Source organism: Marvinbryantia formatexigens DSM 14469 (assembly GCF_025148285.1).
Lineage (GTDB): Bacteria > Bacillota > Clostridia > Lachnospirales > Lachnospiraceae > Marvinbryantia > Marvinbryantia formatexigens.
On record NZ_CP102268.1, the window covers coordinates 3,837,968 to 3,851,260 of the forward strand.

Below are 13,293 nucleotides of genomic sequence, written 5' to 3' on the forward strand. Positions count from 1 at the left end.
GTGGGACAGACAGAGAAGGACGGGAAAAATAACAAAGTAAAAATATTGATTGCGGTTCTGCTGCTGGTGACGGCGGTCGCCATCGGTGTGACGGTCTGGGCGCTGTTCTTCCGAAGTACCACTCCGGTGCTCTCGCCGGACTACGCGCCGGTGGAGGAAGAAGTAAACGCTGAGACGATTGAAGCGGAGACGGAGGAAAAAATGGAAGCTGACGAGGGCGGCGGCGCCGTCTCCATGAGCTATCAGAAGACCGTCACCATATCGCTTGCAGACCAGACGGCGTCGCTGATGTTCCAGAACCCGTCCAAATCCGTCAACGACATGGTTCTGCAGCTCATTATCGTGGGCGCGGACGGCACGGAGACGGTCATCGCCCAGTCCGGCACCCTCCATCCGGGAAAGCAGGTGGAGAAGCTGGAGCTAATCGACGGGGCGGCGACGCTTTCCGCGGGAACCTACAGCGGAAAATTCAATGTTCTCTATTACGATCCGGACACCGGGGAGCGGGCGATTGTAAACGGCAGTATAGAAGGAATTGAGATTACTGTGACGGAATGATGTAGATGCCGTCGTGAATTATTTCCACACGGCGGAGCAGATTCCATCATGATGGGATTATGTTTCATTCGGCGGCGGATAGATTTTGAGCCCTGCGGGGCGGACAGCAAAATCAGGTAGTATTTTCCGGAGCGGACAAAAAGACCAGAGCTGTATTTTTGTGCGTCCGGAATTTACATACAGGGACAGGGGAAAATCCCCTGTTTCACGGGGTAAAAAATCTTTGCCCCGGCAGGTGGTCAGATATTTTGACCCGATATCACAATATTTCAGCAAGGAGGATACACACAATGAAAAATTTAAAGAAAATGGCGGTACTTGGCATGGCGGCGGCGCTCGGTATGACGGCGGGCAGCACCGTATTTGCAGAAACAATTACAACACAGGGCGGTTCCACACAGCCGCATAATGTTACCGGAAACTATGTGGCTGGCAGCAGCTCTGACACTGTTTACAGCGTGGATGTGCAGTGGGGTGCAATGGCATTTACCTATACGGCGCCTTCAGAGGGAACGTGGAATCCGGCGGACCATCAGTACGATGGCGGAACAGGGACCGGTTCCTGGACATGTGCGGATGGAGCCGGGAATATCACCGTGACGAACCACTCCAATCAGAAAATTGCGGCGACTGTCTCCTTTACTGCGGCGACTGGTTTCAGCGGTGTGACGGGCAGCTTTACCTCAGATACCCTGACGCTGGAGAATGCCGCAGAAAAAGCATTGGCAAATCCGGATGGAGCAGATTCCCTGACAACGACGCTGTCCCTTTCGGGAGCGCCGGATGCGGAGTTTACAAATGGAGAAAAGGTCGGCGAAGTGAAAGTGACCATCGCGGACGCACAGTAAACGGAAGCCTGAGGTGGACTATGAGAGAATGGAAAAAAGCAGGGACGGCGGTTCTGGCGGCTGCGGCGCTGCTGACCGGTTCCCTGCCGTCTGCCGTGTCCGCCGGGAATATTTCAGAAACGGAGGTTCCCGCGCGGACGCAGATAGGAGTGCAGGCGCAGTACCGGGAAAGCGCCGCGCCGGAAACCGTTTATCTGGTGGATGTGAAGTGGGGAGAAATGCAGTTTACCTATACCGCCGCCGGGGTGAGCGTCTGGAATCCCGCTACCCACGCCTATGAGGTGAAGGAAGAAAGCCGGTGGAGCGGAACCGGAAACACCATTACGGTGGAGAATCACTCCAATGCGGAAGTTACCGCGGTGCTGTCCTTTGAGGCGGCGGAGGGCTACAGCCTCACCGGTACATTTGATAAGGCGGAGCTGAGACTTCCCACGGCGGAGGGGACGGACCCGGATGCGCCTCCGACGGCTACGACAGCATTTATGCTGGGCGGCACGCTGGAGGCAGAAGCGGACAGCTTCCATACCGTCGGAAAAATCACAGTGGCGGTGAAGTAAGAAAGGCGGTGTCCCGCAGCGGCGCAGCGGGAAAACAAAGTACATATGGAGCGCCGCATAGGCGGGATGATTACGAAGTATGACAGAACGGGAGGGAAAGGCGTGCGGAAAAAGACAGAAAAAATGCCGGGCGGACATCTTTTATTTGTTCTGGCTGTGGTCTGCGCGCTTGCGCTGCTTGTGATGGCGTGGGCGCTCCTGCGGGATACGGGAGCGGACGGCGCCGCCTTTACCCCGCCGCCCTTTGAAGAAAATGCGCAGCAGGGGGAGCCGGAGGTACCGCAGGAGCTCGGCTACAGTTTTCTGAATGCGCAGGAATATGAGGTGGGCATCTGCGGCGCACCGGTGGTGAAAAACGGAAGCGCCGTTCTTTACATGACAAATCCGGCTTCTAATAAGGTGTGGCTGAAGGTGCGGATTCTGGATGAATCCGGGCAGATGCTGGGCGAGAGCGGGCTTCTGAAGCCGGGAGAATATGTGGAGGCGGTGGAGCTTACCAGTATGCCGGAGGAAGATATAGCTGTAGTGCTGAAAATTATGGCGTATGAGCCGGATACCTATTACAGCGCAGGAGCGGCGTCTCTCAGTACAACGCTGCACATAGATGCGTAACCTGGAAATTATCTGTGAATATGAGGTGCGGGAATGTGATGTAAGCTTTCGCACAGAGAAATAACGATGCAGGGAGATGAGGACAATGAAGAAGCTTTTTACGGGGCTGTTCTGCGCAGTTATGGCGCTGGCAGGTACGGTATCCGTCATGACACTGGCAGAGCCGGTGCCTGTGATGGCGGAGGGGCTGTCCGTGGACACAACGGTGGATGTTGACGTGACAGTAACATATACGGAGGAAGCACTGAGCGGCAGCACGGAGCTTGGAAGCGGGGAAACCATCACCCTGCAGGACGGGACGAAAGTGACCGTGCAGGCGCAGGATAGCGCGGATGGCGATATCCGCGCTGCGGTGGTGCCGGTCACGCAGGAGGATGCGGAAGCGTTTGCCTATGTGACAGAAACCATGAAGGAATACGGCGGGAAACCGTATGCGTTTTACCTTCTGTTTTACCGGGACGGAAAAGAGATCCGGCCCTCCTCGCCGGTCACGGTGACAGTGACAGCGCCGGACGGCTATCGGGAAGCGGCGCTGTATTCCTTCGCCGGGGACAGTGCGGTGCAGAAGGCTTCCGACGCGGCAGGCGGTGTCTGGACGTTTGCGGCAGCGGATAGCCGCTATTTTGCGGCGGTGCAGCCAAAGGAAGATGAGACAGAACCGGAGGAGACGGAACCGGTGACGAAACCGGAAGAGACAGAACCGGCTACGACAACGGAATCGGAAGAGACGGAGCCGGCTACGACAACAGAACCGGAAGAGACGGAGCCGGTTACAACGACAGAGACGGAAGACGGAACGGAGCCGACTACGAAACCGGCAGCCGGTACAGATGGAAACAAGCCGTCATCCGGCAGCGGCACGGGGCAGACGACTGGAAACGGGACAACGCAGAGCGGCGCGGCAAAGACCGGCGACGAAACACAGACAGCGGTATGGCTGCTTCTGCTGGCAGCATCGGGCGGAGCGCTGGCAGGAATCTGCTTTAAGAAAAAACGCAGCCGTGCGTGACTTATGCCCGCATAGCGGGGAGTCGGGAAAACGCGTCTGCAAGGATATCTGACTTTTGTGGGAAACGGGTTGATCTAATGAAAAAATTCCCGGATGGACATTCTGAATCAGAAAGATGCCCGTCCGGGGATTTACGGCTGCTATTTTGCTGTGCTTATATTTTCTGCTATCCATTCCTGTATGAGCGACACATCAACATGGAATGCCCGTGCAATCTGCTCCAACGGCAATCCCATATCCGCGAGTATAAAGGAGGCTTCTTTTGCTTTTTTCATTTCGCCTTTTTCAATACCCTTCTCGATACCCTTCTCGATACCTTCTTCAATGCCTTCTTTGTAAATCTGCTCCATTTCCCGACACATAGAATCAACTCCTTCCCTGGTTTCTTTTAATTCACGTACCCTTTCTGCCAGAACCTGGCTGTACATTTCATCTGCACTTTTACAGTGAAAATCATGCATAAGCCTTCCGAGCTCCGTATTCTCCTGCTTACTGGAATTCACATACACGATATGTGAGCCGTCGGGGAAGCCTCTGCTGTTTTCCATGATCTCCCGGTCGATATGGTAAATGGGAAGACCATATCCAAGCGAATCACATACCGTTATGAATATTACATAGCTTTCCGGAAGCTCATCAAAATCCTGTCCGGGATTCAGTATATTCATGTCCATCAGCCCGCTGTGATACCGGGCGCGTTTTGGAGAGGCACCTTCATTAGCCTGCTGGATCTCCACATTAAAATAGTTTCCGTCTGTATCTGTGGCAACACAGTCCATAATTGCGGATCGCCCCTGCAGGTTTTTAAAATCCTTCTGCAGGAACTGCTCAAGAACCTTTAATCCTTCTTTTTTCATTATAACCTGAAGAACGTATTCTGTACACTCTGTTTTTCTGAAAACATTCCGCATAAACATGTCGCTCATAATCGTCAGATTTTTCAGAATCTGCTCATATTTTTCGTAGCGTGTATGTAAAACATTGTCTGCTGGCTGCCCATTTTTCACGATGAACCATCTCCTTTCTGTATACATTGTCTGATGCTTTCTGATAAGAACTATTTTGCGATATTCCTGGTAGAAGATTCTGCCTGTGCACATTAGATACATAACTGTAATTAATAATATATAACAAAAATATGAAAAATGTATGTACAAAATATAATTTGTGATTAAAAATCAGCGATATGGGAACAGGATGGAGATTTACTTTGTCACAGAATTTTCAGAAATGGAAAAGCTGAACAATCTTTCTGTATGATATAGCAGAGAAAAACCGGAATCAGAGCCCGTTATCCGGGGCTGGTTCCGGTTTTTTATATCAAAAATTTTACTAAATTATTCAGAAGGTTTTACCTGTTCCGTTGTCTGGTCCTGGGCTCCTGATATTCCCTGCCGTGATGGTGGGAGCCTCCCTGAGACTATTCTTCGGCAAGAACAGCGGCAATGGCATCCGGTGCGCATTGATTGAGCTCGTGCCCTGCACCGGGGATGATGTGCAGCTTTGCCTGCGGCAGAAGTTTTTCAAGCTGCCTGGAGGCCTTCAGATTGGCATGGTCCTTTTCGCCGCACAGAAGCGTTACCGGGCATTTGATTTTATGCAGTCCGCGGCTGAAATCAAGGGAGCGCATGGAGCGGGACAGGCTGATAACGTCCTGCTTTGCCATACCCATATCCGCGAACGACTTCTTTGGCATACAGCGGAACAGGAGGTTCTGAAAATCAATAAGAAGCGTGGGAACCTTATACTGTACGCCGATTAAAACGAGGGAAGATATTTGGCTGCCATGCCGTATGGCATAATCCAGCGCAAGCAGCGCACCCAGAGAAAGACCGCATATGCGGAAGGGCTCTTTTTCATTTCTGTAGCGCTTTTCCAGCCCGGCTAATATACCGGAATAAGAAATGTTTCCTTTTGAAAGTGAAAAAAGCTCCGGGCAGTCTGCATCCGGCAGCGTAGTTCCGGAAATGACAGCCTGCCAGTCGCGGGCGGTCTGTCCTAAACCATGCAAAAAAACAGTTTTCATTTCTATATCAGCTTCTCCTTTCTTCTTTGAGTCGTATTATATCAAAGTGCAGGCTGCCAGACAAGTAATTTCTGGTGCTGTTCACTACAGATGTAAAAATTTAACAAATACAATTAAAATTTTAAATAAAAATATTAAAAAATACTTGAAATTGAAAAACAAGTGGTGTATAATTAGCACAATAAATAATTATTAGATTTCAATAAAATTATAAATTATGATTGAGATTAAATGAAAAAAAACGAATAATATTGTACATAATTACAGTGAAAATCATAAAGCGTATTTTAATAATTTGAAATTTTAACAGAGAGAATCTGTTGAAATATAATTAAAAAAGAGGAAAGAAAAATGAAAAAACACCAAAAAAATCTACTTTCAACAGCGTTAGTTCTGAGCTTGATGACGGGTATGGCTGGCGTGACAGCACAGGCGGCAGACGATGGAGGGGTAGTACCGATTCGGGTGGCTTTGTTTACGGACGGCAATGATATGACGGAGAGCCAGAAATCGGTTTTTGACGCATTCACTGCTGAGTACCCCAATATCAAACCGGAATTTGAGTATATTACATCAGATTCCTACGGCTCAAACTGGAATGGGTATCTGATGAAGATTCAGACAATGATAGCGGCGGATGACGCGCCTGATGTTATCGCGCTTGGTCTGGAGGGTGTGGCAATGCTGGTTATGAATGACATGGCTTTGCCGCTGAATGATTACATTGATTCGCATGAGGAAGCACAGGAGCTGCTGAGCATGCAAAATGAAGATTTAATGAAAATTTTTACCGTACAGGATAATATTTATTCAATACCGTACGAGGCGAATTGCGTAGTAACTCATATCAATAAATCTCTGTTTGAGGAAGCGGGGATTGAACTCCCGGATTATGACTGGACGTGGGACGAGTTTATTGATATCTGTGACCGGTTGAAGGAATCCGGTGTCTGCGATTATCCATTCGCATGCACAACAAACTTTTTCTGTTTCCAGAGTCTGCTGTATGCCAATGGCGGTTCTCCGCTGAATGAAGACTGGAGTGCGAGCGCGTTTAATTCACAGGAATGCATCGACACCTGTCAGTTCTTCCAGGATGCAATTTTTGAATACGGGTATGCGCCGGAACCAAGTGAGACGATTACAGACACAGACCTTATGATGCAGGAGCGTGTGGCAATGATTTTCACAGGCCGCTGGGTATCGGATGATTATAATTCGTCAGAATTTTATGACAAGGTCTATGTAAATACCATGCCGAACGGAGGAGGCGGAAATACTTCCTGTGCGGGAAATGCCGGTTTTGTTGTTCTTAATACAACAGAACATCCGGAAGAGGCAATGACGGTTGCTACATGGTGCTCTGGTGAAGATTATACGAAGACGTTTCTTGCCACGGGTTCCCTTCCGTCAAATTTCGTTTATGGAAAAGAAGTATGTGAGGCGGCTTCCAATGTAATTGATAACTGGGAGGTCATGTATGAAATTTATGAAAACGGGGACTGGAAGCGTTCCTGTGACCCGCCGGAATATACGGAACTGGCTGATATTTATTCTGATACATTAAGCATTCTTTATTCTGGACAGCAGACAGCGGAAGAAGTATTGAATGATGCGAGTGAAAAGATTAATCAGGTATTTGCCAACAGCCAGTACAGAGACACGGATGAAGAACTTGCTGTAATTGAGTCGCTTTACAAAAGATAGTATTTGATGTGCTCTGCTCTCAGGGATGAGAAGCAGCATAAGGACTTGCGGGAAAGGATGTAAATTTTTTTCCTTTCCCGCATTTGAACGAGGTGAGGTGGTTCTATAATGGAGACAAAGAAAAAACGTAAGATGACAAGAACACAGAGAGAAAACCTTGCAGGACACCTGTTTGTTGCCCCGGCAGTCATATGTTTTACAATTTTCGTGGGTATTCCGATTATTGTCAATGTGGGTGTGCTTAGCTTTGCTGAATTTAGTCTTCTGGGAGATTTTGAATGGGTAGGACTTAAAAACTTCAGGGATGTATTTCGGGATTCGTCGACATACACGATTTTGAAAAATACATTGCGGTTGTTTCTTGTTCTGGTTCCAACGCATATTATTGGAGGGCTGATTGCGGCAACAGCAATAAATGCTGTGCGAAACCATTTCTTTCATACGATTTTCCGCATAGCTCTGTATTTTCCGATGGTGGTAACGACCGCTTCAGTGGCATTGGTATGGGGATATCTGTATGACACGGACTTTGGTGTGTTCAACTGGATTTTGTCCCAGTTTGGAATTGATAAAATCCGGTTCCTCGGAGACCAGCACTGGGCACTTTTGTCCATTGCGATTTTCAGTGCCTGGAAGTTTATCGGAAATGCATTTTTGTATTATTATATCGGTCTCAGAAACATACCGGAAACTTATATGGAAGCGGCAAAGCTGGATGGCGCGTCTACGTGGCAGGCTTATATCCATGTAAAACTGCCGCTGCTGACGCCGACAATTTTCTTTGTGGTGACAACGACGCTGATAAACTGTTTCCAGGTATTTGATGAACCTTATTTTCTGACAAACGGTGGGCCGGGAGTATCTTCTCAGACGCTGGCTATGCAGATTTACAGAAAGGGATTTGGACAATATCACTTTGGATATGCATCTGCACTTGGTGTGATTTTGTTTGTGATGGTTATAACTGTAACATTTATTATGTTTGGCACGCAGAATAAATGGGTTACATATGATACGGAGTAAGGAGAGGTGGCTGATGATAAGAAAACTTAGAAATAAATATAAAAATACGAGAAAGAGGTCTTTCTGGGGTCAGTTTTTTCTGGTAATTATCTTATGTATATTCAGTTATCTGATGTTACTGCCTTTTATATGGGCATTTTCCACATCACTCAGACTGCCTGCGGATTCGTTTGACCTTCCGCCATCCTTTTTTCCGACAGAATGGCGTTGGGAGAATTATGCATACGTTTTTAAAGCGCTTCCCTTTATGAGGTTTTTCAGAAACAGTATTTTTGTAACAGTTATTATTTCGATAGTACAGATACTTTTTTCGACAATGGCTGCCTTTGCTTTTGCGAAGTTGAATTTTAAAGGGAAAAATATACTTTTTATCTATTTGCTGTCGGGGCTGATGCTGCCATATCAGTCTTATGTAATTGCACAGTTTTTTATCATGAATAAGATGCATTTGTATAATACTCTCTGGGCACTGATATTGCCATATTTTGCGAATCCATTTGGAATTTTTCTTCTCCGGCAGAACATGTCCGGCATTCCGGATTCCTATATAGATGCGGCGACGATCGACGGCGCGTCGAAATTCCGGATCTATTGGAGCATTATGCTTCCAATGACAAAATCAAGTATTGTAGTTGTAATATTTATGAAGTTTATAGAACAGTGGAATAATTTTTTTGCGGCGCTGATTTATATAAACAGTGAAGAGCATTTTACACTTCCGATGGGAATGAAAACGCTGCAGGGCTTTCGGTCGGCGGGAAATCTGGCTCATATTCTTGCCGGAGTTATGATTTCACTGATAGTGCCGACGATAGTATATGCTTTCGGGCAGAAGTATTTGCTGCAGAGTACAGCTTTATCGGGACTGAAAAGCTGAGAACTGAAATGAGAAAAGATGCAGAAGGTAATGGAAAGACAAAAAAGAAAAAGGGGGAAAGATGATGAAAAAAGGTTTGTATTTTATGGGATGGTACAGGGATATGTGGAATTATCATCCGAGTCTGCCGCTGAAGAATATGCACATGATAGAAGATATCATGGATATCCATGCGGATATGCTGATATGGTCCTGCCTGGGAAGCGGTGCGATAGGTCTTCCGTATCTGGATAAAGAAGCCAATGATGATACGGCTCCAAGACTGCGTCTTTATGGATTTATGAATGACAGTGAATTTTGTGAGGAATGTAGAAAACGGGGCGTAAAGGTGTTTGCCGTTTTGTGGAAGGCACAGCTCTGGGAGTTTGGAGCAGAGTTTAATGAGGATGAAAGTAAATTACTGTCGTTAAATATTCTGAGAGGAGCTTCTGATAACCACAAATATGTGGGAATGAGTGAACTCTCGACTAATCGCTATCCTAAACTGTTTAATCCGATAGAAAAATATTTTCCGGATGGAATTACGAACTATTTTGGGGAAAAGGTCGGCGATTTTCTGGAGGAATTTAAAGCGGTTTCTCTGGAAGGACGGAATATTCTGTCAAATTGGCTGATGGCACCGGAACACGACCATAAATGTTACTCTCCGTGCTGTAACAAAGATTCGTTTCTGACATATATGAAGCGTAACGTGGAAATGATGATTGATGCAGGAGCTGGCGGTCTGCATATTGATGAATATGATACACCGAAGCATGTGACGAGCAATGCGGGCTGCTTTTGCCGCGAGTGTGTGGCAAAATTCCGGGTATATCTGCAGGAACACCAGATTGCGCTTCCGGAGGATGCGGGAAATATAGAAACCTTCGATTACCGTGAATATTTACTGGCGAAGGGGTATACAGATGAAATGCTGCTCGCATTTAATGCGAATGCACGCTGGGATATTCCTCTGTACCGGCATTTCTATGACATGCAGATGGCGTCTGTAGAATGGGTAGTGCGTGAGGTATCCGGTCACGCGAAAAAATATGCGATGGAGACCAGAAAAGAAGAATTTCCGGTAACTGCGAATCTGTTTCAGTGTTTTCCGCTTGGCGACAGCGTGAAGAAATATCTTGATATTCTGGCTGGAGAGAAAACCGATATTAAAATGCGGCAGGATGGATGGTACCGGTTTGCGACCGGATGGCTGAATGGAAAAGACAGTTGTTTTGTAGAAGACCCGAACCAGTATGTGCGCGATATTGTAGAAGATATTAAGAATGGCATAAATGACAGATTTATCCTGTTTGCTATAGAACCGATTGCTCATGGATTTCATGTGGCGTTTCCGTATGGTTCCTGGCTGCAGAATCAGGTGAAGGATGCTTTCTGGCCGGATATCCGTGTGCTGCGGAAACTGGGACCGTGGCTGGATGAAAATGAACAGCTTTTCGGGAAAAAACATATAGCAGATATCGGGGTGGTTTATGATTCTCCGTCGGCTTATGAAAACAGTATTTCAGAGCCGTATGTTGATGAAAACTCTACTTATAGTAAAGTGGAAAGGGTAAGCCTGCAGGGCGTAGAGGAGCTGGGCAGACAGGGAGCATTTTCCAACCAGGGAAATTTCGGACACTTTTTCAGACTGATTCAGGGGCTTTCTGACAGGCACGTGCTATATAATGTATTGTTTGAAAGCGAGGATGAGCCGCTGACGATGGAACGTCTGAAGGGATATAAAACGATTGTTGTTCCGGATGCATTTTTGATGGATTCGGTGAACGCGGCGGCTTTGAACGCTTTTGCAGCCGGGGGCGGAACGGTGATTTCGCTGGAGAGGAAAACGGAAGAGCTGAAGGCAGACGAGCTGTATAAAGCCGGGGATATGGACGAACTGATTGAGAAACTGGTCGGGGAGGACAATATTATTGATGCTCCGGAATCTCTGATGTACAGTGTGGATGTCAGGGAGACGGAAGAGGGCAGGGCGCTGCATCTGGTCAGTTACAATTATAATGAAGAGACGCATCGGATTGATGCCATTCCCGAATTGAACATTGGGCTGAATTTTAAAGCTGATGCGATAGGCGTTTATTGTTTCCCGGAAAATCCCAATATTGAAGTTACGCTTAATAATGGCAGATTAAATATCAGGAATGCGGGAATTTATACGATAATTGAGATAAAGTGAGGTATGGAAGATGAAAAGGTCGGAATTAAATAAAATTATCCGGGACTGTATTGAACTGGTTGAAAGGCGCGGTCTTTGTTTTCCGGAATTTGCGAAATGGTCTCCTGAAAGGTGGAGAGAGCTGAAGGAAGAAGAACGGGAAATTGTTGATAATATGCTGGGATGGGATATCAGTGATTTTGGGGGGAATTTTAAAGAGACAGGCCTGCTGATTTTTACTTTTAGGAATGGCAATTTTAAACATAAGGATCTATATCCGAAGCCTTATGCGGAGAAGCTCCTGCTTGTAGGAGACGGACAGAAGCTTCCGTTCCATTTTCACTGGAGTAAAATGGAGGACATTATTAATCGCGGAGGAGGAGATCTGGAAATAACCGTGTACAATTCTGATGAAAATGAGGATTTTGATACGGTGTCGGATGTTATGCTGACCGTAGATGGAAAGAAAGTGACGGTGCCGGCGGGAGGAAAAATTACGCTTAAGCCAGGAGCCAGCGTGACGCTGCTTCCAGGGCAGTATCATCAGTGGGTTGGTGTGCCGGGAACAGGTCCGGTTATGCTCTTTGAAGTGTCATCTACAAATGATGATACCGTCGATAACCGATTCCATTCGGCGAAGAACCGCATTCCGGAGATTGAGGAAGATGAACCGGCAGAATATCTTATTTTTAATGATTATAAAGACTATGTAGTCTTTTAGCAGAGAGAATACGGCTGCTGATTAAGAAAGGAGGGATCATAAAGAAAACGTACATAACATTAAAAAACAGTTGAAAACCGATTGAAAATTTAATATATTTATTATTGTAATTTACAATAATTTATTTATTAAAGTTTAGGAAGAATTCGGCATATGAAATCAAACATTAAAACAATCAGCGAATTAACGGGATTTTCACAGGCGACAATATCCAATGTACTAAATAACAAAAAGAATGTAAAAAAATCCACGGCAGACCTGATTATTCAGACTGCATATAAAATAGGCTATCTGGATTCCAATAAAATCGAAAATGTTCGAATTGTTATGTATAAAAAATCGGGCGAGATTCTTACGGAAACACCATTGATTACGGCTTTGATTGAAGGTGTTGAAAGCGAAGCCCAGAATAACAATCTCCCGACTATCATATGCAATTTAAAAGAAGGAGATGCGGATTTTGAAAATAAAATAGAAGAAATCTTATCTTCCCGCAACTCCGGAATCATAATGCTGGCAACTGAGATGGACTGGGATGACATCAAACGCTTTCAGAGCATCCGGGAAAGAATGGTTGTGGTCGATGCGTTTTTCAGAGAGGGGCTTTTTGAGTCGCTGCTCATGGATAATATGGATGCATTTTATAATTCTGTTCTGTATTTGCATAACAAAGGACACCGGAATATTCAGATGATAGACAGTTCTATTGAAATTCGTAACTTTAAATATCGCAGGTCTGGTTTTCTGAGTGCGATGAATGATTTGAAGCTTTCCGGCGGTGAAGATTCCATTATAAAATTACATCCGACGATGTCGGGAGCGTATCAGGATATGCTCAGATATTTAGAAACAAAACCGAAGCTTCCATCTGCTTTCTGCGCTGTGAATGATATTATTGCGATTGGCGCGATGAAGGCGATAAAGGAATATGGCTATAAGATCCCGGATGATGTATCGATTATAGGATTTGATAATATGCCTTATGGAGATATTACTTCTCCGGGATTGACGACGGTTAATATTTTAAAGCGGGAAATGGGTGAAATAGCCGTCCAGAGATTACTTGTAAATTGCAATCAGAAGTGTTACATTCCGCTTGTCACACAACTGCAGACCTCTATCGTGGAAAGACAGAGCGTCCGGAGGATTGACGGGGAAGCGGGGTGAACCGGAAAAAGACGGATTCAGGAGGAGATAATT

13 protein-coding genes are annotated in these 13,293 nt (G+C 46.2%); 11 read left to right on the forward strand and 2 right to left on the reverse strand.

All coding sequences use genetic code 11. From position 1 onward, the window contains the following. From NQ534_RS17905 to NQ534_RS17925, 5 genes are all read left to right on the forward strand, one after another. Positions 1 to 558, forward strand: coding sequence for a hypothetical protein (locus NQ534_RS17905; protein WP_050778331.1), 558 nt, complete (start codon positions 1 to 3; stop codon positions 556 to 558). Positions 559 to 848: 290 nt separating this feature from the next. Beyond that, positions 849 to 1,406: a hypothetical protein gene (locus NQ534_RS17910; RefSeq protein ID WP_006862602.1), complete on the forward strand. Its 558-nt coding sequence runs from the start codon at positions 849 to 851 to the stop codon at positions 1,404 to 1,406. A gap of 20 nt (positions 1,407 to 1,426) precedes the next feature. After that, the gene (locus NQ534_RS17915) at positions 1,427 to 1,963 is read left to right on the forward strand and encodes a hypothetical protein (RefSeq protein ID WP_006862603.1); all 537 of its coding nucleotides are present in this window, start codon (positions 1,427 to 1,429) and stop codon (positions 1,961 to 1,963) included. Positions 1,964 to 2,065: 102 nt separating this feature from the next. After that, positions 2,066 to 2,575 carry a hypothetical protein gene (locus NQ534_RS17920; RefSeq protein WP_143115725.1) on the forward strand — a complete coding sequence of 170 codons (510 nt, stop codon included), beginning with the start codon at positions 2,066 to 2,068 and terminating at the stop codon, positions 2,573 to 2,575. Positions 2,576 to 2,660: 85 nt separating this feature from the next. Beyond that, a complete protein-coding gene (locus tag NQ534_RS17925; RefSeq protein ID WP_040783748.1) occupies positions 2,661 to 3,584 on the forward strand; it encodes a hypothetical protein in 924 nt (307 codons plus the stop codon). Between the two features lie 140 nt (positions 3,585 to 3,724). On the opposite strand, the gene NQ534_RS17930 is transcribed toward NQ534_RS17925, so the two are convergent. Then, positions 3,725 to 4,591, reverse strand: a complete 867-nt coding sequence (locus tag NQ534_RS17930; protein WP_040783749.1) for a PD-(D/E)XK nuclease family transposase — start codon at positions 4,589 to 4,591, stop codon at positions 3,725 to 3,727. A 413-nt stretch (positions 4,592 to 5,004) separates the two neighbouring features. After that, a complete protein-coding gene (locus NQ534_RS17935; protein ID WP_006862607.1) occupies positions 5,005 to 5,610 on the reverse strand; it encodes an alpha/beta fold hydrolase in 606 nt (201 codons plus the stop codon). A gap of 351 nt (positions 5,611 to 5,961) precedes the next feature. On the opposite strand from NQ534_RS17935, the gene NQ534_RS17940 reads away from it, so the two are divergent. The 6 genes from NQ534_RS17940 to NQ534_RS17965 all read left to right on the forward strand — a co-directional run bounded on the left by NQ534_RS17940 (position 5,962) and on the right by NQ534_RS17965 (position 13,260). Further along, positions 5,962 to 7,317 (forward strand): ABC transporter substrate-binding protein, encoded by a 1,356-nt coding sequence (locus NQ534_RS17940; protein ID WP_006862609.1) that lies wholly within the window; start codon positions 5,962 to 5,964, stop codon positions 7,315 to 7,317. Positions 7,318 to 7,425: 108 nt separating this feature from the next. Then, positions 7,426 to 8,340 (forward strand): carbohydrate ABC transporter permease, encoded by a 915-nt coding sequence (locus NQ534_RS17945; protein WP_006862610.1) that lies wholly within the window; start codon positions 7,426 to 7,428, stop codon positions 8,338 to 8,340. A 247-nt stretch (positions 8,341 to 8,587) separates the two neighbouring features. Then, on the forward strand, positions 8,588 to 9,217 hold the full coding sequence (locus tag NQ534_RS17950; RefSeq protein WP_198140198.1) for a carbohydrate ABC transporter permease: 630 nt from the start codon (positions 8,588 to 8,590) through the stop codon (positions 9,215 to 9,217). A 61-nt stretch (positions 9,218 to 9,278) separates the two neighbouring features. Beyond that, positions 9,279 to 11,393: a hypothetical protein gene (locus NQ534_RS17955; RefSeq protein ID WP_006862612.1), complete on the forward strand. Its 2,115-nt coding sequence runs from the start codon at positions 9,279 to 9,281 to the stop codon at positions 11,391 to 11,393. A 10-nt stretch (positions 11,394 to 11,403) separates the two neighbouring features. Beyond that, positions 11,404 to 12,093, forward strand: coding sequence for a D-lyxose/D-mannose family sugar isomerase (locus tag NQ534_RS17960; RefSeq protein ID WP_006862613.1), 690 nt, complete (start codon positions 11,404 to 11,406; stop codon positions 12,091 to 12,093). A gap of 153 nt (positions 12,094 to 12,246) precedes the next feature. Continuing rightward, the gene (locus tag NQ534_RS17965) at positions 12,247 to 13,260 is read left to right on the forward strand and encodes a LacI family DNA-binding transcriptional regulator (RefSeq protein WP_006862614.1); all 1,014 of its coding nucleotides are present in this window, start codon (positions 12,247 to 12,249) and stop codon (positions 13,258 to 13,260) included. Positions 13,261 to 13,293 lie beyond the last annotated feature (33 nt).